This is a genomic window from Shewanella olleyana (genome assembly GCF_023283825.1).
Taxonomy (GTDB): Bacteria; Pseudomonadota; Gammaproteobacteria; order Enterobacterales; family Shewanellaceae; genus Shewanella; species Shewanella olleyana.
The window spans coordinates 26093-47728 of record NZ_JAKILD010000025.1 but is presented as its reverse complement, the minus strand read 5'-3'; the positions used below and the strand labels follow the sequence as shown (position 1 = coordinate 47728).

Annotated in this window: 18 protein-coding genes; 4 read left to right on the top strand and 14 right to left on the bottom strand. The window is 39.0% G+C overall.

The window, feature by feature from the left end:
• Window positions 1–40 precede the first annotated feature (40 nt).
• The 3 genes from L2735_RS16575 to L2735_RS16565 form a co-directional block, all read right to left on the bottom strand.
• Window positions 41–1300: a dicarboxylate/amino acid:cation symporter gene (locus L2735_RS16575; RefSeq protein ID WP_248985759.1), complete on the bottom strand. Its 1260-nt coding sequence runs from the start codon at window positions 1298–1300 to the stop codon at window positions 41–43.
• Window positions 1301–1784: 484 nt separating this feature from the next.
• On the bottom strand, window positions 1785–2858 hold the full coding sequence (locus tag L2735_RS16570; protein ID WP_248985758.1) for an HlyD family secretion protein: 1074 nt from the start codon (window positions 2856–2858) through the stop codon (window positions 1785–1787).
• Window positions 2859–3341 (bottom strand): magnesium transporter, encoded by a 483-nt coding sequence (locus tag L2735_RS16565; protein WP_248985757.1) that lies wholly within the window; start codon window positions 3339–3341, stop codon window positions 2859–2861.
• A gap of 165 nt (window positions 3342–3506) precedes the next feature.
• On the opposite strand from L2735_RS16565, the gene L2735_RS16560 reads away from it, so the two are divergent.
• Both L2735_RS16560 and L2735_RS16555 read left to right on the top strand, forming a co-directional pair.
• Window positions 3507–4304, top strand: a complete 798-nt coding sequence (locus L2735_RS16560) for a LysR family transcriptional regulator (RefSeq protein ID WP_248985756.1) — start codon at window positions 3507–3509, stop codon at window positions 4302–4304.
• A gap of 21 nt (window positions 4305–4325) precedes the next feature.
• Window positions 4326–7034: an acetate--CoA ligase family protein gene (locus L2735_RS16555; RefSeq protein ID WP_248985755.1), complete on the top strand. Its 2709-nt coding sequence runs from the start codon at window positions 4326–4328 to the stop codon at window positions 7032–7034.
• 153 nt (window positions 7035–7187) lie between these two features.
• Here the strand turns inward: L2735_RS16555 and L2735_RS16550 are convergent, their stop codons facing one another.
• Window positions 7188–8162, bottom strand: a complete 975-nt coding sequence (locus L2735_RS16550; protein ID WP_248985774.1) for a diguanylate cyclase — start codon at window positions 8160–8162, stop codon at window positions 7188–7190.
• A gap of 379 nt (window positions 8163–8541) precedes the next feature.
• Here L2735_RS16550 and eco point away from each other — a divergent pair, with 379 nt between their 5' ends.
• Window positions 8542–9108 (top strand): serine protease inhibitor ecotin, encoded by a 567-nt coding sequence (eco, locus tag L2735_RS16545; RefSeq protein ID WP_248985754.1) that lies wholly within the window; start codon window positions 8542–8544, stop codon window positions 9106–9108.
• 89 nt (window positions 9109–9197) lie between these two features.
• Here the strand turns inward: eco and L2735_RS16540 are convergent, their stop codons facing one another.
• The 5 genes from L2735_RS16540 to pssA all read right to left on the bottom strand — a co-directional run bounded on the left by L2735_RS16540 (window position 9198) and on the right by pssA (window position 14213).
• On the bottom strand, window positions 9198–9476 hold the full coding sequence (locus L2735_RS16540) for a hypothetical protein (protein WP_248985753.1): 279 nt from the start codon (window positions 9474–9476) through the stop codon (window positions 9198–9200).
• A gap of 1 nt (window position 9477) precedes the next feature.
• Window positions 9478–11448: a RecQ family ATP-dependent DNA helicase gene (locus tag L2735_RS16535; RefSeq protein WP_248985752.1), complete on the bottom strand. Its 1971-nt coding sequence runs from the start codon at window positions 11446–11448 to the stop codon at window positions 9478–9480.
• A gap of 36 nt (window positions 11449–11484) precedes the next feature.
• The gene (locus L2735_RS16530) at window positions 11485–11808 is read right to left on the bottom strand and encodes a hypothetical protein (protein WP_248985751.1); all 324 of its coding nucleotides are present in this window, start codon (window positions 11806–11808) and stop codon (window positions 11485–11487) included.
• Between the two features lie 77 nt (window positions 11809–11885).
• Window positions 11886–12701, bottom strand: a complete 816-nt coding sequence (locus L2735_RS16525) for a tRNA-uridine aminocarboxypropyltransferase (protein WP_248985750.1) — start codon at window positions 12699–12701, stop codon at window positions 11886–11888.
• A gap of 198 nt (window positions 12702–12899) precedes the next feature.
• On the bottom strand, window positions 12900–14213 hold the full coding sequence (gene pssA / locus L2735_RS16520; RefSeq protein ID WP_248985749.1) for a CDP-diacylglycerol--serine O-phosphatidyltransferase: 1314 nt from the start codon (window positions 14211–14213) through the stop codon (window positions 12900–12902).
• A 431-nt stretch (window positions 14214–14644) separates the two neighbouring features.
• Between pssA and dacB the strand changes: the two genes are divergently transcribed.
• Window positions 14645–16165, top strand: a complete 1521-nt coding sequence (gene dacB, locus L2735_RS16515; protein ID WP_248985748.1) for a D-alanyl-D-alanine carboxypeptidase/D-alanyl-D-alanine endopeptidase — start codon at window positions 14645–14647, stop codon at window positions 16163–16165.
• A gap of 235 nt (window positions 16166–16400) precedes the next feature.
• Here dacB and L2735_RS16510 read toward each other — a convergent pair whose 3' ends face one another.
• The 5 genes from L2735_RS16510 to pyrF all read right to left on the bottom strand — a co-directional run bounded on the left by L2735_RS16510 (window position 16401) and on the right by pyrF (window position 21623).
• Window positions 16401–18158, bottom strand: coding sequence for an acyl-CoA dehydrogenase C-terminal domain-containing protein (locus tag L2735_RS16510; RefSeq protein WP_248985747.1), 1758 nt, complete (start codon window positions 18156–18158; stop codon window positions 16401–16403).
• A gap of 373 nt (window positions 18159–18531) precedes the next feature.
• Window positions 18532–19350, bottom strand: coding sequence for a CLCA_X family protein (locus tag L2735_RS16505; RefSeq protein WP_248985746.1), 819 nt, complete (start codon window positions 19348–19350; stop codon window positions 18532–18534).
• A 114-nt stretch (window positions 19351–19464) separates the two neighbouring features.
• Window positions 19465–20016, bottom strand: coding sequence for a DUF2058 domain-containing protein (locus tag L2735_RS16500; protein WP_248985745.1), 552 nt, complete (start codon window positions 20014–20016; stop codon window positions 19465–19467).
• A gap of 24 nt (window positions 20017–20040) precedes the next feature.
• Window positions 20041–20871, bottom strand: coding sequence for an SDR family oxidoreductase (locus tag L2735_RS16495; protein WP_428848325.1), 831 nt, complete (start codon window positions 20869–20871; stop codon window positions 20041–20043).
• 56 nt (window positions 20872–20927) lie between these two features.
• Entirely contained in the window at window positions 20928–21623 is a 696-nt protein-coding gene (gene pyrF, locus L2735_RS16490; RefSeq protein ID WP_248985743.1) for an orotidine-5'-phosphate decarboxylase, read from the bottom strand.
• Window positions 21624–21636: the final 13 nt, after the last annotated feature.

Genomic DNA, 21636 nt, shown 5'->3' with positions numbered 1-21636 from the left:
TTTGCCGCTTTTTTTTTGTATTTATTGATGCTAGCTGAGATTAAGCTGCTGCAGTACTGCCAGTGTTTGCAGGTGTGGTAGCAGCTGCATCTAGCACCTGCTCACTATGATCAACCATAGTCACAACTGCCGCATCACCTACCACGTTAGTACTGGTACAGAACATATCAATAATACGGTCTAATGCAGCAACAATGGCAATTGCCTCAATCGGTAAGCCCAACTGGTGAATAAGCACACCTATCATAACGATCCCGCCACCTGGAACGCCACCAGCACCGATAGACAATAGGAACACAGTGAAAGCAAGCACTGGAAGTTGGCTCATCTCGATAGGATGACCAAAGGCATTACCGACAAAGAAAATACCGACTGTAATATAGATAGCCGCACCACTCATGTTCATGGTTGCACCCATTGGTACGCCAAAACCTGCAATACTTTTCTTAACGCCGATCTTTTCAATTAAGGTGCGCATAGTGACAGGGATTGTCGCATTAGAACTGGCTGTAGAAAGCGCGAATAAGAACTGCTCACGGGTATGACGACGAAAATCACTCGCTGAGGTTGAAGTCGTTAAGCCGATAATGGTTGGATACACCACAAGAGCCCAGAAAGCTAATAAGCCAATCACTAACATCATGTAGCTGAGTACACTCATAAACGCTTCAGGTACGAAGGTTGCGCCTAATTGAATCATTAATGCAAAGACACCGTATGGAGCAAGGCTCATCACAACAGTGATCATCTTAAGCATGATCTTGTTACCTTGTTGGAAAAAGGTAATCGTTGGCTTAACAGTATCACCTAAGGCTTTAATGACACCGCCTGTCATTAAGGCCATGAAGATGATTTGCAGCATATTGCCTTCTGCAAATGCTTGAATTGGGTTACGTGGAATGATGTCTACAATCATGCCTAAGAAACCAGGTAACTCTGTCGTGACTAATTCAGCATTTTTATCCCCTGTTAATGCTAAACCTGCACCTGGTGCAAACCAGACCGATAACGTAATTGCGGCTACAATCGCCACCACAGTATTCAGTAAATACAGCACAAAGGTTTTACTGCCTAATCGGCCGAAGGATTTAAGATCGTTTAGCTCAATGATGCCAGTAACAATACTGAAGAAAACCAGTGGTACAACCAACATCATAATTAACTGAACAAACATACTGCCGATACCAGCAGCAACATCCACCAAAGTTCCGTTAACGAAACCATCATTTGCGAAGCCATATTGGAATAATGTCCCAATAAGCAGGCCTACAAATATTTTTACTGAAAGCGATTTAAACATGATTGATTAACCTTTGGTTTTTATTCTTAATCCTTCCTTAGAACTAACTCCATCGGTAATCAAAATTGACCATTTGAATGGCTATATCAAGCGCAAAAACACCATTTAATAATAACCAAACGCTAAATTAATCTCGCCTTAACATGATTAACCAGTGAAATTTACTGAAACAGCATTAACAACCCAATTAAATCAGAATTAAATGTTGCTAAACGAACTAAACCTGCTCAAAAATATCACTCGTACATAAGTGAAAGCGCGATCAATCGTTTTTAACACGCTTACCAGTTGATACCATCCGTTAATCTTTTTGTCTCATTTGTATTCATCAGTATACAAGGTCAAACTCGATAACTTAGACAGCAAATAACTGAAAGCTTGAGGTACATAAGTTGAAACAAAAACGAAATCAGAAATAGATAATAAAAAAGGAGCCGAAGCTCCTTTTAATGAATAGTAGAAATGAGTCGTAAACGCTTAATGATTATAGAGCATTCAAATAAGCCTTGAGCGCTTTTAATCTGATCGTGGCTGCACCAATGATATCCATAAAACCTAAAAACTTAGCCGGTTTTTCCGCAGATATCCATCCAGACCCAGTCGCACCAATAGGAATTGAGTAACCTTCAGGTTCTTTAAACTCAATAATTACCGTACGGCCATGGCTACCCGCATTATTACCCACATGTTGCCTAACTTGTTGAGTTCCTGCTAATGGGCTTATCAAAGATTCACCGGTACCAGAGGTCACACTGTGTACCCGTCCTCGGAAAATTTCTCCAGGGAAAGCATCAACATAAAACTCAGCAAATTGACCAGGCTTAATATAACGATAGGTTTGATCGGCAATACGCATCTCTAAGAACTTCTTGGAAGTATCATATAAATGCATGTTACCTATACGACTACCAACAGCGACGTTCGTGATTGAAAGTTGTCCATCAAATTGAGCTCTAATTTCACGGCGTTGATCATTCCAAGTTGCTGAAGCAATTTGAGCATCGAACGAACGTAGCTGAGCACGATGAGTTTCTAACTCTGCAACCACCGAGGCGATTTCAGCTTCCGTTGATTGAATTTTTGCTAGTAAGTCATCACGTGTCATTTCACTGGCGTAGTCACGTAAATCGGTGACACGTACAAAATTACGTTTATCATTATTTAGCGAGACTTCTAAAGCCTGCATACGCAACTTTAACGCTTCCTTTTTAGCAAGTTCAGCCGCTTTTTGGGCTATAAGAGAATCTATTTCCTGTTCACTGTCTATCGACACTAATTTATAAATCAAATCACCCTTTTTAACTTCTTGGTTATGAGTAACGTATATCTCTTCTATTTCTTGACCAAATAGTGGACTTAACACTGCATGAGGTGCTTTTATGGTGGAGCTATCGGTTAAATCAGCAGGAGACCAAAAACGGTGCGCAGTAAAAAGCATAAATGCGATGAAAATTCCTAACCCAACTGAACGAACTGCATTAGCCAGATTCCATTGAATAACGCCAAGTTTTACTAGTAACCATACAATGAGTACATATGGGAGCATAATCTCTTTCATTTACTTATCTCCTTTTAAACCGTTACTAATAATGCTAGAAAGTCTGTTAGCCAGCACATCCCAACGACCGAAAGCAATGATGATTGCTAGTACCCACCAGGCTTTATCGATAAATAACCCACACAATGACAAGGCAAATACTATTTGAGTGTGAGCACTCGACATGGCTTCAGCTTTATGGACGGCAACTTCATGTAAACGCCAAAATAAAAGCAATATGTAGCAAATGATCGAAATGGTAACGACGAACACAAAGCCCATAAATAACTCAGAATCAAGCAAGCCTAAGATGCTTGGATAGCCATTGATGAAATAGCTTTCTGGTAATGCTTTACCATGAATTTTTGTCAGTAATGAAAATAAATAGCTCATCAAAACTACAGCTGAAAATGCAGCAATAACAGTGAGACTCTTCTTTAAAATAACCAACTTCACATTGGGTTTATTTGTTGCTACTGGTGCAGTTTCTAGCTGTTCTGTCATGTATTCCTCGTTAGATATAATTTCAACAAATGGAATATTAACAATAGCTAAATGTAAAAACGGAATAACCGTTATTCCAAGTGGCTTATTTACTTTGGTCGTTAATGTGTTTGTGGAATAGATGGTGTAATATAAAGTTAACGTGTTCAAAATTATCGGTATATTATGGATCTGAATGCATTAAATGTGTTTACAACTCTATATAGAGCAGGCTCTACCCAAAGAGCTGCGAAGCAACTTGGTCGTTCACAATCGTTTGTTTCAAAAGTATTGGCACAATTACGTGATGAATTAGGCGATCCATTATTCATTCGCACCGCAAACGGCCTTCATCCTACTAGCTATGCAGATAAAATAGCGCCAAAAATTCAAAGCTCAATTGAGCAAATTAACCTAGCACTTGAGCCAGAATATTTTGACCCGAAAAACCTGCAATATATAACCGTTCATATAGGTGAGCCGTTAATGGTGATGATGGGCAAAGCATTAATTAATTCCATTAGAGCACAAACCGATGCCGTGATTGAATTAAGGCAGTGGCGTAAAAGCAGTAACGATGGCTTAATTGATGGTTCTATCGACATTGGCATTCAAACACTCAGAGAAAGGCCGCAGCAGTTATATCAAAAGAAAGTGGCTTCAGGTTATGGCTCGTTGGGCGGTAATAAAGGAGGTGAGTTTGTCAAACTTATCGTTGACGACCTTAATGAGTATGTTGAGTTTTTTCGTGCCGTCGATGAAAAACTAAACCCAACAATCATTATCGATAATTATACGGTTCAACAGCAGTTGTTTAACGACAATTACTCATTTCAATTTAAGCTAGAATCAGATGATAGTCATAAGGATATTGCCGTTGATTTAGCCGTTATATGCAGTGCAGCGCGTCGTCATGAAGCCAAAATCACCTGGTTATCCGAGTTATGTCAGAAAGTTATGTTGCAATCTATCGCTAATAGTTAGTCCACTCGACAGTGAGGCATTATGAGTCAGAGAAGTATTCACGCTTTATTTAAGCCAAAGTCTATTGCCGTTATTGGCGCATCTAATACACAAAAGCGCGCAGGCCGTGTATTAATGAAGAACTTATTAGGTAGCGGCTTTTCTGGCCCCATCATGCCAGTGACACCAAAATATGACTCTGTCATGGGAGTACTCGCTTACCCTAATATCGAATCTCTGCCAATTAAACCTGACTTAGCCATAATCTGTACGCGCGCGAGCCGAGTACCAGGCATAGTCGAAACCTTAGCTCAATTTGGTTGTAAAGTGGTTATCATCATGGCATCAGGGATGGCCAATGAATTTGATGAACATGGCGTTAGTTTATTAAGTTTAACCCAGCAACACGCAAAACGTTTTGGTATGCGTATTTTAGGCTCGAACAGTTTAGGCATGATTATTCCGCCAATCGGGTTAAATGCCAGTTTAGCCCATAGCAGTGCCCAAAAAGGCAAAATTGCATTCGTATCGCAATCTGCTGCCATTTGTACCACAGTCCTAGACTGGGCAAATAATAAAGATATTGGTTTTTCATCATTTATATCGCTTGGCGATGCATCGGATATCGATTTTGATGAATTACTGGATTACCTTGGCCGCGATAGCAGCACTAGCGCAATTATGTTGTACATAGACTCCATTAACGAGAAACGTCATTTTCTGTCTGCAGCAAGAGCTGCAGCCCGTAATAAACCCATCTTTGTCATTAAATCTGGTCGAAGCCAAGAAGGCGTGAAAGCGGCAATGCTTCATACTGGTGGTAAAGGCGGTAATGATGCCGTGTATGAAGCCGCATTTAAACGTGCGGGTATGCTTAGAGTCAATGACTTAATCGAGCTATTTGCCGCCGTTGAAAGTTTAGCCCACTCAACCCCTCTTAAAGGTGAACGAGTTGCAATCATTAGTAATGGCGGAGGCCCAGCAGTACTCGCTGCTGATGAGTTAATTATAAAAGGCGGAAAGCTCGCCCAATTATCAGAAGATACCGTCAATAAACTCAATCAGGTATTACCCAGTACTTGGTCAGGGCAAAACCCCATCGATATTGTCGGTGATGCTAACAGCGCCAGATACACTAAAGCACTAAACATTTTGATGGATAGTCAGGAGATGGATGCCATCCTTGTGCTGCACTCGCCATCAGCTTTAGAAGAAAGCGATGAGATTGCCCAAAGCTTGATTGATGCCATGAAAGCTCATCCCAATAGAAATAGACTGAATATTCTCACTAACTGGAGCGGTGAAAACTCGGCTTATCCAGCAAGAAAATTATTCAATAAAGCGGTCATACCGACTTATCGTACACCTGAAGGCGCCGTTAAAGCCTTTATGCATATGGTTGAGTACCGCCGTAACCAAAGGTTACTTCAAGAGGTGCCGCAATCTATTCCTGATAATATTCCAGCAGATGTAAACAGTGCCAGGGCGTTACTTCAAAAAGCGCAGAATGAACAACGCTTTATTTTAGAAACACATGAAACCCGTGATATTTTAAAAGCCTATGGCCTTAATACAATCCAAACTTGCTTTGCTAAAACAGCTGATGAAGCGATTAGACTTGCCAATAAGGTCGGTTACCCTGTCGCGTTGAAAGTCCAATCGCCTGATTTAATGTATAAGTCAGACGCACACGGCGTTATGTTAAACCTCACCAATGATGATGAAGTTAAGCAAGCTGCGCACTCTATTACTACTCGTGTGAGAGAAATTAACCCCGACGCCAAGATTGATGGGATGATAGTTCAAAAGATGGCGCTCACAGCGGGAGCGCAAGAAGTACGTGTTTCAGTCATTAACGACCCTGTATTTGGCCCAGCAATTTGTTTAGGTGAAGGTGGCTCTGAATGGGATCCAACCCGTGATGCCGCCGTAGCCTTGCCGCCACTTAACATGACACTTGCCAGATACATGGTTATTCAAGCCTTAAAAGCCAATAAACTCAGAGACAGACATTTGCCATTAGGCTTAGACATGAATGCGCTATGTATCATGCTAACCCAAATATCTCATCTAATTATAGATTGCCCTGAAATAGCTTCATTAGATTTAAACCCGGTACTCGCCGCTGGTGAAAGCATTACTCTGCTTGATGTGAATATGAAACTTAATCAAGCGGACATTGATCCCAAAACTCGCTTAGCCATCATGCCGTACCCCAAAGAGCTCGAGCAAACAGCAGTATTAAAAAATGGCATAGAAATCATGTTAAGGCCTATTTTGCCAGAAGATGAACCAAAACATTTAGCCTTTGATAACTCCTTAAGTGATGAAGATAGATATAAACGTTATTTTGGTGTTCGCTCTCGTATGACACATGAAGAAATGGCGGTATTAACCCAAATTGATTTTGCTCGAGAGATGGCATTTATTGCAACAACCATTGATGAAAATGGCGAGTCTATTACCCTAGGAGCGGTAAGAGCATCCACAGATCCTGACAACACTGAAGCTGAGTTTGCGATGGCGGTTCGAGGTGATTATCAAGGTATTGGTTTAGGTAAGTTGCTACTAGAAAAGTTAGTTAATTATTATAAAACCACCGATACTCCAGTACTGGCAGGCTTCACCATGTTTGAAAACCGCAGCATGGCAAATCTAGCTAAAAACTTAGGTTTCGCAGTGTCATTCGATATGGAAGAGCATTTGATCAAAATGCACATGGATTTACCTAAAGCAGGTAAGTCATCTTGATATAAGCATAATGACTTATGTAGATTGGTAGATTTAAACAATAAAAGGCTAAGTTTTAAATAACTTAGCCTTTTAACTTTATTTAATTTAACTTAAACAACCAACTGTTAATCCAAGAATGCTTGGCAATAGTTTTTATCTAATATCTGTGCGTTAACCTTTAACGCAATTACGACCCGTAGATTTGGCTTGATATAACATGTCGTCAGCACGTTTTAATAAGGTTTCAGAATCATCACCTGGTTGAATGTGTGCAAGTCCTATAGAGACAGTGATATTACCTAACTGCTGCTTCTTTTCTTTACCTATGGTCAATTGACGACCAGCAATACGTTCTCTGATATTTTCAGCAACTGTAAACGCATCTTTAAACTCAGTATTAGGCAGTAAAATAACAAACTCTTCACCACCATAGCGGGCTACGAAATCATTGCCTTTAACCGACTGCTTTAAAGCAAAGCCGACAAAAGCTAATACTTTATCTCCCACTAAATGCCCGTGTGTATCATTGAAGGCTTTAAAATGATCAATATCGACCATGAGCAAACAGCAAGGAATTTGGTTTTGAGTAAACAAACTGACTTGTTCTGTTGAAAAAATTTCATAGGCACGACGATTGTTTAACGAAGTCAGCTCATCAGTCATCGCCACTTTACTGAGATTATCCATTTCCTCTTTAAGCTGAGTGAGTTCATCGCCTAAAGTTTGGATATCCTCTTGCATTGACTGGTTATTGGCAATGACCTTTTCAACTTCAGCACTGATATTAATCACCATCTTATTAAGCGATTGTGGATTAGCTTCAGATTGCAGCTCTTCATTGAAAATAGATAAATTAGTAGAAAAGTCATCAGTGCCAGTAGAGAACTGATTAATTTTATTCACTAAACTATTGATTAAAATCTGAGTCTCTATTTGAACGTTTTCAATCACCTCAGGTGATTGCTCTTGAATGAAATTGTTATACAAACCTTGGTTAACGGAAGCAGTAAATTCTACTTCATTAGCCAATAATCCATCGATGGCTCGTTTTAAACCTAGATTAGTCTCAGAATAATACTGATACCAAATGGCATAGTTTTCAGGCGTAACAGGAATGTTTAACGCTGACATTTGAGGGACTGCCATACGAAGAATATGGGCAGAGCTTTCCAGATTAGTATTCAATAGAACATCCTATGTCATCATGAATGTGTTTATGATCGGCTACTTAGCTGATAAGTTACAATAAAACATAGGCTAACTTAACTAAGGCTTTAAGCTCATCAAACACAAAAGTATACTTTCTCAGTGTATTAAAAATATTATTTAAAGCAATGGCGTTTATAAAGTTAATCTAAAAAACATTGAAAATAAAGGATATTTTGTAAACCCCATAAAAATTTCTTACCGATGAAATATTTATTTTTGAAAAAATAAAACCCTTTTTCAATTGGCCATCGTTTATATCAATAACAACCCAATCACGCTTAAGTATTACACTAGCATTTTAGAAGTGAGAACCCATATGAAAAAAAATCTAAACAGTACATTACAAAATCTATTCAAAATGTCAGCAATTGGGTTAATCGCCTGCATGTCTTTTTCTTCAATGGCAACGAGCCCTGTACCCAATCAATTTGAGCGCCCAAGTATGATCACAAGTCATCAGTTTTCAGAGCAAAATTATCAAGTGATTGACGAAGCGAAGATGTTTCCTAAACCACTAGACAATCAAGTTCAACATATTCTTTCTCTATCTAAACGTGATGATGAAGCGAACTACAAAGTAGAAATTCAGATTGGCCAAAATAAAATGGTCGATTGTAATCAACACAGATTGATGGGTTCTGTAGAAAAGCAAAGTCTACAAGGCTGGGGATATAGTTACTACACGCTAGATACGCTGACTGATGGACCAAGCACTATGATGATGTGCCGCGATCCAAAAACGGCGAAATTTGTGACGCTAGGAGAAAGTATTACGATTGATTACGATAGTCGTTTACCTAAGGTATTTTATTTACCTGAAGGCGCAGAACTTAGATACCGTGTTTGGCAAGTGAAAAGTGACTTTAACTACACCGGTCAATAAGGAATTAGCAGAACTATTCCCCATATACCGCAAAAAATGATGTTGGTTCTTTATACGCTTATTGATGAGCTTATTGATGAGCACGAGCTTTAGTAACGTTTGACACGCACGACTTGCATCACTTCAATTGCAAAGCCTGCAACCGTTTCCTCATCACTGTAATAAATCAGGCTGACTAATTGATCTTTGAGCGACTTATATTTTTTAGGTCGCTTAAATTTAAACGGCACATCATAACCGTCAATCATTAGCGTATGTAACACCCACTCTTCTTTTTCACGCTGAATGTGAGAAACAACTTTAACGCCTTCTAAATGATTAAGCTTTTCATGCTTACTCAATAAACCTGCAACCGCTTTATTCTTCATATTAGTTAGCCCCGACGCTGATAAAGTGAGTAATATCTTGGTATCGATACTCACTACAATAACCAAAACCAGGCAATTGTTTAACCTTAATACGAGCAAACATAGGAACCGATATCCCTGCTAAAAATTTAGCTTGTATCGAAACAGACACTGATTGGTGCCCTTTGGACTCCATGTGAGCTAAAAAGCTATTCAACATGTCATTGATGCCAGCCTTCTCTTTCATAGGAGCTATAGCTTTTTGAGGTAACGTTGCTGGATATCCGCGACAGACACTGCAATGTCCACACTGCTGAGGGGCTGCATGATCATCAAAATAATCAGCTAACCTAGCAGTAATACAAGTCTGAGATTCGAAAAATGACAGTAACTGATTTAAGCGAGAAATCTCTTTAACTTCATTGCTATGAAAGTATTCAGATAAACTCTCTACTAAACCCTCTTGCACAAGTGCAGCAGGATTAACATCAAACACTTGAGTGATCTTTTTAGTTTCTAATAAGATCATTTGTTTATCAGCTAAATATTCGAGCGCAGCGACAACACGTTGCCTTTCTGCCCCATACTGCTGATAAAGGCTATCAAAATCGAGTTGCCCCCAAATTTTCTTAAATTGTGTGTGTTCAAAAATTTGACTCAAAAACAACTGCCGCTGCTCATCAAAGTTCGCTAACACTTGTTGCTTATCAACAATGAACTGATATTTAAACTCAGCAAAATAAGCAAAGCTAGGTTTCACAACCTGAGCGAGTTCAAGCTGAACCAGTAAGGTTTTTAACGGTAATAATTTTATATTGCAGCTTGTGGATATAGCCGACTCTTGCATTTCCCAGCGGCCATTATCAACTTCATGAGTAATGTGTTGGATCAATTTGCTAATGGCACTCGGCTCCGGTGTATCACCATAAACAAAGTTTTCTATGGTATTTAAGCCATCCTTATTTGCTAAAGTTATACAGTGGGACAAGGCATTATCACGTCCTGCACGACCAATTTCTTGACTATAGTTTTCAATGGATTTGGGTAAGTCGTAATGAATAACGAATCGAATATTACTTTTATCAATCCCCATACCAAAGGCAATAGTGGCAACAATGACGTTAATTTCACCTGCCATAAATTGATTTTGAATCACGTTACGGTTTTCAGACTCAAGCCCTGCATGGTAAGCGGTTGCTTGTATACCTTGGCCTGATAAATAATGCGCCACATCTTCAGCGGTTTTTTGTAATGTCACATAGATAATACCCGCCCCTGTATTTTGACTGACATGACTAACCAAAGTGGCATTCTTTTCAGACTCTAAAACCGGTAAAACATTGATATCAAGGTTCGGTCGATAAAACCCTGTTTGAACAACTTGATCTGGCGAAATATTAAACCGCGCTGCCATATCATATTTTACTTTCGCGGTTGCTGTTGCCGTTAACAGTAATACTTGAGGTATAGCAAACTCCTGACAATACACAGGAATTTTTAAATAATCGGGCCTGAAGTTATGGCCCCATTCTGAAATACAGTGGGCTTCATCAACGACTAATAACGAAATACTGATGGAGCTTAAGAACTGCCTAAAACGTTCGTTTTTAAACCGCTCAACCGACACCATTAATATTTTAGTTTGACCACTACGCACATCACGCATCACTTGCTGACTTTGCTCATAGGTTAAACTTGAATCGATACTGGCAGCATTAATCCCTTTACTATGTAAAAATGCAATTTGATCTTTCATCAAGGCTAATAGCGGAGACACCACTAAGGTTACATTTGGCAGCTGTAAGGCGCTGAATTGGTAACACAAAGATTTACCCGAGCCTGTAGGGAATATGGCTAATGAGGAATGGCCAGAAATGATATGTTCAATAACGGCTTGTTGACCTTCACGAAACTGATCAAATCCAAATTGCTGTTTTAGTAATGCAGGCAATGAAGCGGTATATTGAGGAGCTTGTGTTATTGAATCAAGCATTTAGACGCCTTATAAAATTGAAAGCAGCCGAAACCCTTACGACTTACGAGCAATATATTGATTAATTAAGTGGGTCAGTTTGTCTTCGAAACCTTCTTGAACCTGTTCTAAATCATGACCAAAGCGGCTTAAATATTTAGCAGCTTGCACACGGGTCAGCATTTTATTAGCGAGACAATAAGCCATTTCATCTAATTGCTTGTTATATCTAGGTTCGAGAAACCATTGGCAAGTATCTGTATCGAACGCTGCTAGTGTTTGCTGCGCAAGATTACAGAAAGTTTCGATGTGTTCTATACCGTCAGGTCCTAAACAACCTGGTTCAAGCCGATATAACACAATTAATTTATTATCAAACATACTAAGCGCGCATCCTATGCGTAAACAATTGAACTGATTTACAAACTTTCCAAAATGAAGCGTTAACTATTAAGGAGTTAACCTTGTTTAGCATTTATCATAGCCTGTTTGAACTTATCAATATAGTTTTCAATGGGCACAATATCTTCTTTTAAGCGTCGGTTTCGCCCTAATAAAGATGATTCAACAAATAACTCAAACCATGCAGATAATGCTTCACCATTTTTAGGTTCATTAATTGCGTTAAAAGCTAATGCCGCCACTTCAGCTGTTGAAAGTTGAAAGTCATGACTGCCCTTTCTTAATTCATAAGTGGCTAGTGTTTCTGGAGTGAAAGACAATAAAGGCAATTCATGCAAGTAGACGCTTTTACGGAACATTTTAATGGCTTGGCGCCAACTACCATCCAATAAAATTAATAATGGTATTTTGCTAGGTTGCGTCTGACTTTGTTCATTATTGCACTCATTATCTAATGTAGACGATAGAGCTAGTTGATTGATATGTTCAACCACTTGCTGACCTTCTTGTGCGTACTGTGCAGGAAAAATTAACAATGGTTGATATTTAGGATCATTTATCATTTCCACCATTTGCTTGTTGGGCTCTTTACGTGACCATAAAAAAGCACTGGTTTCAGGCACGGTATCAGCAATCAATCGACCGCTATTTGTCGGTTTAAGTACTTCGTCATCGTACATAATCAGCATAAAATGAGCTGAAGTATCGAGATACTGTCTGTGCTGACACGTACAGAATTGTTCACCTAGCAAGCACCAAGGACAACGAATAAGTTTCATTCCTCTGGCAGCAAAAGGCTTAGTCGATATAGATTTTCTATATTGGTAAAGGCGGTGTACAGCGTGTTGCTGCTCTGAAGGTAAAGCCAACATGACAAACTCTCTAGCTAATGTAATTTATAATGATGCTACTGCTAACACAAAACCATAAATAACATTATTAAACGTGGAAAATAACAAAGCTAACTCATCGGTTAATCAAACTAATTATTGGAATAATAGTTCAAAATCGACTCGTTAGCTTTCGAATAAATTCATCTATACAATGAATTTTAATTAATCAGAAATGTATTATAAAATTCTACGAAGCAAGAAATCGGCTTTTAAGCGCTTTATTCTTGTCATAATTTTTTTCACAGGAACTGGATACTTCTGTAGTGTCTCAATTTGACTGTAATGAAAAAGCTTTTCTGTATGAGTCAGAATGAGTTCTTGCTCAGCTTCAAATTTTTCCTTCCAAGCCCCGCTTTCATCATGGAGTAATAAACCATTTTCAAGATCTAATGCCCATGCACGTGGATTAAGATTAGAGCCTGTGATGAGGTGTTTTCTACCATCTGCACTAATTCCCTTTAAATGATAGCTATTGATTCCATTTTTCCAAAGGTGAATGCGTAGCTGGCCATTTTCAACTGCCCACTGCTGGCGCTTTACAAACTTACGTAAAGACTGCTCATACATGTAAGGCAGCGCCCCAATGGTAGAGAACTCTTTTTCAGGTGGAATATAAAAGTCGTTAGCGGTTTTATCACCTACAACAATATCGATACTTTTACCGTTACGCAGATGTCGAGTTAATGCACGAACTAATGCATTTGGCGGATTAAAGTACGGCGTACAAATAAATAACGACTCTTTTGACTCATCAACCAACTTAACAACAACTTCATTTAGCTTGTTATTTTTGCGTCCAAGCCCTACAAGTGGTGTTACACGGTTGCCGATACGGGTGCTTTCAAACTCATATTTAGAACGACCTAGACGTGTTTTAAAGGTACGTATGTCATTCTTTTCAGGGCATTGTTCAGGATTACAGTCTTGAGTTAAAGAGCATACCGCAGGATCACTGACCAAATATTTGTGAATATAAGCTGTCATACTTCTAGCAAGCTCTGCTGATTCAATTAAGTGATAACGATCAAAACGATATTTTTCAAACTGCTGAAAGTAAATATTGTTAATACTGGCACCACTAAAGATAACCGCATCATCAATAATAAACCCTTTAAGGTGCAGTACGCCCATAAATTCACGCGACTTTACAGGTACTCCAAGAATATCAAACGGAACTTTCGCTTCAGCCATAGCTTTGCGGTACATTATGTAATTACCACTATCGCCTTTGTGGCCAATAAGTCCACGACGAGCACGGTGATAATCTACCAGTACGACAATATTTAATTCAGGGTTGGCAGCCTTAGCGGCTAATAACGCATTTAATACTTCGCGCCCTGCTTCATCATCTTCTAAATATAATGCAGCAATATAGATCGAGCTCTTCGCGTTTTCGATACGTGTCAGTAACTCAGCTCGGAACTGAATAGGATCTAATAACCACTTTAATGATTCAGCTTGTAATGCGATACCACCTAGCTTGTCCAGCAAGGCAACCTCCTTAAATGATTCTCAATGTAACTCATTGAGTTCGACAATCCCGCTTGTTCTATTAGTAGATTTAGCATAGAAGTCTTATTCAGAAATGTTGAACTGATGCTTCATACTATTTTGAAAAACTAATCTAAATCTATTAATCGGCGCTTCTGAATTGTCGCAATAACTGTTTAACAAAAGATTTGGAAATAGAAATTACCGACTTAACTGCTTTCGAGCAAGGTTTTTCTTAACTTAAACACCCGTTTGGTTAGTTTATGAGAAACAATTAATATATTTGGGATCAAACTCTAACGATTTACTCACGATAACGACCAGTTCTTTACAGTAAAAAATAGGCTTTATCAGCCAAAATCAAAGATGTTTGATGTAAACCAGAGATAAATGGCGTATTTTAATAATATCCATATTCAGTGTATTTTATTATGTCTTTTGTGTATCGCGCCCTATGTTTACCGCTTGTTGTACTTACGGCTAGCTTCAGCGTCTCTGCTGAAGACTACTTGACCAAGATGATGAATATCATCAGCCCGCCCCAATCACAATTAGCAGTAAGTGTATGGGATGTTGAAACACAGCAAGATGTTTATAACTTAAATGATAATACCTTGATGCTGCCTGCCAGTATTCAAAAACTCATTACTGCTGTTGCAGCAAGTCACCAATTAGGCCGCGACTTTCGTTACCGAACCCAAGTAACTTACGATGGTGAAATACAAAATGAAGTGTTAAATGGCGATCTATATTTCCATTTTCAAGGCGATCCCACACTAAATCGTAAACACCTGAATGAATTAATAGAAACATTAAAGCTTAACGGGGTTAATAGAGTTTCTGGCAAAGTTTATTTAGTCGCAGCAGAATCTAAACAGACTCGCGCTCCAGGCTGGGCATGGGACGACTTGGGCATTTGTTACGCAGCGCCAGTATCGAATTACATCATTGATAGAAATTGCGTTAAAGCATCACTATCCCCCGCTGATGATTCTTCTACCGTATCTATAAAACCTATTTACCCTATTACTATGACATCAACAGCAACATTTGACCCGAGTATTGATGTAAAAGAAGCGCAAATACATTTTTGTGAATTACATATGCAGCGTTTTGACAACAATCATTATCAATTAGATGGCTGCTACCCAGGAAATAAATCAATTAGATTAGCCATTGCAGTCAATGATCCTAGTTTATATAGCCAAGCTGTGATTGCAGACTTATTGTCTGCAAACAATATTGTTTACCAGCACATAGAAACCACATCAAAGATTAATAAGCAGCAAACTATTATTGCATCTCATCAATCAGCGTTGCTGCCTGAATTACTCAAAATTATGCTACAAAAATCTGATAATTTGATCGCTGATAGTTTATTGAAGCAAATAGGCGCTAATTATTTCTATCAGAATACCCATCAGACATCGGCACTTAAGCTCACGGAATCAAATGACCCACAACTGAAAAATGCCGAACAACAGCATTCACAATGGCAAAAAGCGAATCAAAATGATGGCTTCCTTGTAGGTGCAAAAGCGATTGAACATATCATGCGCGAATTGGGGCTTCCTTTTATCGAAGCCAATATTGTCGATGGCTCAGGCTTATCTCGCTATAACTTAATTACAGCTCGCCAAATGATGTCACTACTCCAGTTAATTAAAAATGACCAACACCTACAATACATTGAGAATTTACTGCCTATTTCTGGTCAATCTGGCACACTTCGCTATAAAAAATACTTTAATCAACCACCATTAAAAAATGAAGTGGCGGCTAAAACTGGCACTATGATGGGGGTTGAAAATTTAGCGGGTTACCTAAATGCAGACAATGGTAAACAGTATGCATTTGTGATTATTGAAAATGGTTTAAGCCCCAAAGCTAAAAAAGCCAGACTTGCACCTTTTAGTGCCTTGCTTTTACAAACGATAAACGACTTACCTTAACTAAAATCAGTTGCCTCTATGTACGTGTTTCCTGTACGTGTTGCCTGTAAGTTTTCCCTTTAATTGTGAATTGGTTTCAATTAAAAGAAAAAGCACTTTGCGTAAACAAAGTGCTTTTTTTATTACTCGATAAACTGAATGTTTATATAAATCAGGCTTTAGCAAAAGACGTCTGCTTTAAATAGCTAGTCTGTTAATAAAAGTCTATTAATAAAAGCCTGTTAATAAAAACCTGTTAAAACAAGTCTGCAGGCATTGCCATGATTGAATCGTCACCCTGACTGACTTGAGCCATGTGGAAATCAGCTTTGGGTAAGACTTTATCCATATAGAATTTTGCTACAAATTGTTTTTGTTTAGCAAACTCTTGATCTTCATGTCCATGAGCGCGCTCAGCCATGAGTAATGAATAAAATCCGTAAAGGGTATAACCAAAGGCATCTAAGAAATCGACTGCGCTTGAGTTAATTAAAGCAGGCTGAGATAACTTGTTCTCATTGATATGATTTGCAATGGTCAGCAGTTTATCAAATCGAGCATTGATGGCTTGTTTGTCAGCATCTGAAACATGCTCAAGACTCGCTAACTCTTCATTAATTTCAGCGACAAAGCTGGTTAGCGTAGCGACATTGTCACCCGTAACTTTACGGCCTAGGAAGTCGATAGCCTGAATACCGTTAGTCCCTTCATAAATTTGTGCGATTCGTGTATCACGTACAAATTGTTCAATACCTGTTTCACGGATATAACCATGACCACCAAATACTTGCTGCGCCATAATGGTTGAGTCTAAACCACGATCGGTTAAGAAAGCTTTTGATACTGGAGTAAGTAAACCAACGTATTTAGACGCTTTAGCTTTTACATCGCCTTCGCCGTGTTTCGCTAAATCTAATTGCTTACCAGTAAATACAGATAAAGCACGGCCTGCATCAGTGATTGATTTAATCGTTAATAACATACGACGTACATCACCATGGACGATAATAGGATCGGCAGTAGCACCTGTAGGCGAACCTCCAGCTGCAACACCTTGTACACGCTCTTTGGCGTAATCAGCTGCCATTTGATAAGCACCTTGCGCGCTACCAAGACCTTGAATACCAATAGCTAAACGTTCGTAGTTCATCATTGTGAACATACAAACTAAACCACGATCAACGCGACCGACTAAAAAGCCTTTTGCATTGTCGTAATTCATTACACAAGTTGCAGAGGCCTTTAGCCCCATTTTGTGTTCAATTGACCCAACAGTAACGCCATTTGCTTCACCGAGTGAACCATCATCGTTAACACTGATTTTAGGGACTAAGAATAAAGAGATACCACTTGAGTTTGGCAGTTTTGCTAGCACTAAGTGAATAACGTTTTCAGTTAGGTCGTGGTCACCACCAGTAATGAAAATTTTGCTACCAGATATTGAGTAGCTACCATCATCTAATGGTTCAGCTTTAGTGCGAATATTGCGTAAATCAGAGCCGGCTTGTGGCTCTGTCATATCCATCGCGCCAGACCAAACGCCTGAGTATAAATTAGGAAGGTACTTTTCTTTTAATTCATCTGTTGCATGTGCATTGATACACAAGGCAGCACCAGCAGTAAGCGAACTATAAAGAGTAAAAGAGTTACAGGCACTGTAGTTCATCTCATCAACTAATACACCTAACATCTTAGGCATACCCATACCGCCAAAGTCAGGCTCACCACAAAGGCCTACCCAACCGCCCTCAGAAAACTGTTGATAGGTTTCTTTAAAACCATCAGGAGTAATCACCTTACCATCGATGTGTTTAACTTCTTGTTCATCGCCATTTCGGTTAATAGGTTGAATTAGGTCACGGCTTATTTTGCTCGCTTCATCTAAAATAGCGACTGCTGTGTCCATATCGACCATCTCAGCAATATTAGGCATGCTTTGCCAAGTATTTGTGGCATCAAAAACATTTTCTAATAAAAACTGCATGTCTTTTAAAGGGGCTTGGTAAGGGTTCATATCAGACTCTTAAACAGATAATTAAAACAGTTGTTTCAATTTATACAAAAGTCTAGTCAAACACAAGCTGAAACTACATTTAAAGCTAATAAAAATATAATATTTTAATAAGAATATTATGACTTTTTTGGTGTGAGAAATTAAGCTGATAATTGTGTAAACAAGGAGGATGAAACATAGGTTTTACTAGCTAAGTACCCTTGTCTCAGTAACTATAGTTAAGTAACTTTGGATAAGGAGCTATGGATAAGGAGCTATGGCTAAGTAACTATAGTTAAGTACCTTCGGCTGAGAGCCTTTGACTTAAGAAGTTTTAGCTAAGTACTTTTAGCAAAGTAGATTTAGATAAGCACCTTTGTCTAATTACCTTTGCCTAGCTATCTTGTTGTTGCTCAAAAGCTAACCCTAGTAGAGCGAAATAATCCACAATACTCGCCATTATCAACTTTCGGTGTTCAAGGGTGGGATAAATCATTTTAGAAGCGGTATCTTGCTTCATTGTCCCCGACACTAAGTATTGGTTATTAAGGTGGCCATCAGATTCAATAGCAGACTCAAATGCCCTTGCCATTAATTCTGTTGGTTTTGAAAAGTAATAACACCCTTGCTGTTTATCAACTTCAATGGCCTTTGTTACGTAATCACTCGGGGCTTCACCATCCTCGCTTAGTAACACTAATTTAAATAAAGCAGATAATTTATCATTCAAACGGTGTGGCTTAAGCAATACATCTTTTAGCCATAAATCAGATGCACAAGCGTATCTTAATTGTGAAGCTTCCCTACTTCTTGATCGCTGACTACCAATATCAAATGCTTTATCAACAATATAATGATCAAACGCATGCCAAAACTCATGTGCTAATGCGCCAGCGCCTGCATTTTTGGCTAAAGCAAGTTCTCTAGTAGTTGGTGAGTAATGAGCTTGTACTCCTTTTTGCCCGCCTCGGCCAAAAAGTAAGTTAAGTGTTTTCCGTAAACCAATAAGTGCTGTGGGAACTTGTAAAATCTGAGATAAATCTGCCAATGAATCAAACACTAAATTTGCCGCGAGTTGTGACTCTTCTTTTGTGACCCACTTTCCAACGCTAATGTGCCTCAAACCAAAAGTATGCTTAATATCGATAAAGTTAGCTTGCTGTCCTTCACGATAGTCAGCACCATTACGATAATAGTTTGTGTTTTTTAGCACTTTAATGACCTAGGTTTACTGGGTGATGAAAACCCGAATTTGAATCAAGTTTAAAGCCAATAAAAAAGCCTCAAAAAGAGGCTATTTTAAATAACATAGTAATGTTTGGTCAATTTACCACATTAAATCATCTGGAATCGCATAATCTGCGTACGGATCATCAGCTTGGTCAACTTGCTCAGTTTGATTACTACTGTTCTCTTCCCATAAATAACCACACCATGCTGGAACTAATAAATTAACACGCTCAGCTAATTTGTGGGGAACGAGGTAACTTTTATCTTCATGACGGACAATACCCACTGCGCCAGATAATAACTGCCCTTGCAGTTTATCTGTGACATAGATAGATAGAATTTTATTATCCATGGTAAAATTAAATTTAATTTCAGCGTCTTTTGGAATGCTGATAGCAAATTTGGTGAACTCAGTGATTAAACCACGTACTTGACCTTTTTCACTGGCTTCTGCAAAACGTTTTTCATTTAATGCACGATCTTTTTCAGCCTGAGCTAATTTTTGCTGTGCAATTTGCTGTTTTAAGTCAGCGCTGCCATCATCAACTTTCGCTTTCTTTTGTTTACGCTTTTGCGTTTTAACATCTCGCGCTTTTTGTTTGCTAGCCAGTCCCGCTTTTAGCAATTGCTCTTGCAATGCGTTCGCCATTTATATCACCTTTAAAAATTTTGTTTACTGTTCAGGTAAATGTTTTGCTAATGCGTCCATTGCAGCACCTGCACCACCTAATGACCAACCGCCATCAACTGGTAATATCGTACCTGTAATATATGAAGCCATGTCAGAAGCAAGAAATAGTGCTGCGTTAGCGATATCTTGTTTTTGACCGTTGCGTTTAAGTGGCACACTATCGGCTATCATCGATTTTAATCCTTTACTGGGCGCTAGGCGATCAAAACCTTCTGTATCTGCAATAGGCCCTGGGACAATCGAATTAACTCTGATTTTGTCTACGCCCCACTCAATAGCTAATGTACGTGTCAACATGTCTACACCGGCTTTAGCTGCGCAAACATGAACTTGTAACGCCATAGGCACATAAGCTTGCGGCGCTGAAATCTGTATCACACTTGCAGATGAATGTGTCCCGTTGTGCTTAATACCTTTTACCAACAGTGGGTATGCTTGCTTGATCACTTGAAAGCTTCCAAGTAAATCAATATCCATCACAGACTTAAAACCATTTACTGATAAATCTTTTGCTCTTGCAGGAAAATTACCAGCAGCGCCACTTACTAACACATCAATGTAGTCAAACTCAGCTTCAATCTCAGCAAAGCCTTTCGCTACAGCTTCAGCATCTCTTACATCAAAACTCACGCCCATATGATGGCCATTGCCATTAACTTGTTTTAACGCATCAACTGCAGCATTCACTTTGTCGATACTACGGCTAGCAACGGCTACATCAGCCCCTTGAGCTGCAAAAGCACACGCAATACCTAAATTAATGCCACTTGTACCGCCAATAACAACAACCTTCTTCCCTTGATAGTCAAACATTGTGCGCTCCTGCAAATTTGTTGATTAACGGTAACAATATAAATTCTATATCGAACTTATTTTAATGAGTTAACGATTTGATGTAATGACGCCAGCGGATCTGCAGCTTTAGTGATTGGGCGTCCAATCACTAAATAATCTGAACCGGCAGCAATTGCTTTTGGTGGCGTCATCACTCGATGCTGGTCACCAACATCAGCACCAACTGGACGAATACCCGGAGTGATCAGATTAAAGTCTTTGCCAAAGTTTGTTTTAAGCATAGTGGCTTCTTGAGCTGAACATACAACACCATCAAGCCCAGCTTGATGAGTTAGTGCTGCTAAACGTTTAACATGCTCAGATGCAGGGACATTAATTCCTAATAATGCTAAATCTTCATCACTCATTGATGTTAATACTGTCACAGCGATTAGCAAAGGCGCGTCATTACCATAATTGCCTAATGCATTCTTTGCTGCTTGCATCATAGCTAGTCCACCACTTGCATGGACATTAGTCATCCAAACACCAAGATCGGCAGCCGCTGATACGGCTTTGGCCACCGTATTGGGGATATCGTGAAACTTTAAATCAAGAAATAAATCGAAATCACGATCATGAATATCTTTAACCAATTGTGGTCCGAATAAAGTAAACATCTCTTTGCCTACTTTAAGACGACACATTGTCGGATCAAGTTTATCAATCAGTGATAGAGCCTCATTCTTATTATCATAATCTAAGGCTACTACAATCGGTTTATCTGCCATGTTTACTCCGTAG

What these genes read in the sequence shown, in the direction of transcription:
- L2735_RS16575 (WP_248985759.1), bottom strand. Translation starts at nt 1,300, where the DNA reads ATGTTTAAATCGCTTTCAGTAAAAATATTTGTAGGCCTGCTTATTGGG.
- L2735_RS16570 (WP_248985758.1), bottom strand. Translation starts at nt 2,858, where the DNA reads ATGAAAGAGATTATGCTCCCATATGTACTCATTGTATGGTTACTAGTA.
- L2735_RS16565 (WP_248985757.1), bottom strand. Translation starts at nt 3,341, where the DNA reads ATGACAGAACAGCTAGAAACTGCACCAGTAGCAACAAATAAACCCAAT.
- L2735_RS16560 (WP_248985756.1), top strand. Translation starts at nt 3,507, where the DNA reads ATGGATCTGAATGCATTAAATGTGTTTACAACTCTATATAGAGCAGGC.
- L2735_RS16555 (WP_248985755.1), top strand. Translation starts at nt 4,326, where the DNA reads ATGAGTCAGAGAAGTATTCACGCTTTATTTAAGCCAAAGTCTATTGCC.
- L2735_RS16550 (WP_248985774.1), bottom strand. Translation starts at nt 8,162, where the DNA reads ATGGCAGTCCCTCAAATGTCAGCGTTAAACATTCCTGTTACGCCTGAA.
- eco (WP_248985754.1), top strand. Translation starts at nt 8,542, where the DNA reads ATGAAAAAAAATCTAAACAGTACATTACAAAATCTATTCAAAATGTCA.
- L2735_RS16540 (WP_248985753.1), bottom strand. Translation starts at nt 9,476, where the DNA reads ATGAAGAATAAAGCGGTTGCAGGTTTATTGAGTAAGCATGAAAAGCTT.
- L2735_RS16535 (WP_248985752.1), bottom strand. Translation starts at nt 11,448, where the DNA reads ATGCTTGATTCAATAACACAAGCTCCTCAATATACCGCTTCATTGCCT.
- L2735_RS16530 (WP_248985751.1), bottom strand. Translation starts at nt 11,808, where the DNA reads ATGTTTGATAATAAATTAATTGTGTTATATCGGCTTGAACCAGGTTGT.
- L2735_RS16525 (WP_248985750.1), bottom strand. Translation starts at nt 12,701, where the DNA reads ATGTTGGCTTTACCTTCAGAGCAGCAACACGCTGTACACCGCCTTTAC.
- dacB (WP_248985748.1), top strand. Translation starts at nt 14,645, where the DNA reads ATGTCTTTTGTGTATCGCGCCCTATGTTTACCGCTTGTTGTACTTACG.
- L2735_RS16510 (WP_248985747.1), bottom strand. Translation starts at nt 18,158, where the DNA reads ATGAACCCTTACCAAGCCCCTTTAAAAGACATGCAGTTTTTATTAGAA.
- L2735_RS16500 (WP_248985745.1), bottom strand. Translation starts at nt 20,016, where the DNA reads ATGGCGAACGCATTGCAAGAGCAATTGCTAAAAGCGGGACTGGCTAGC.
- L2735_RS16495 (WP_428848325.1), bottom strand. Translation starts at nt 20,871, where the DNA reads ATGTTTGACTATCAAGGGAAGAAGGTTGTTGTTATTGGCGGTACAAGT.
- pyrF (WP_248985743.1), bottom strand. Translation starts at nt 21,623, where the DNA reads ATGGCAGATAAACCGATTGTAGTAGCCTTAGATTATGATAATAAGAAT.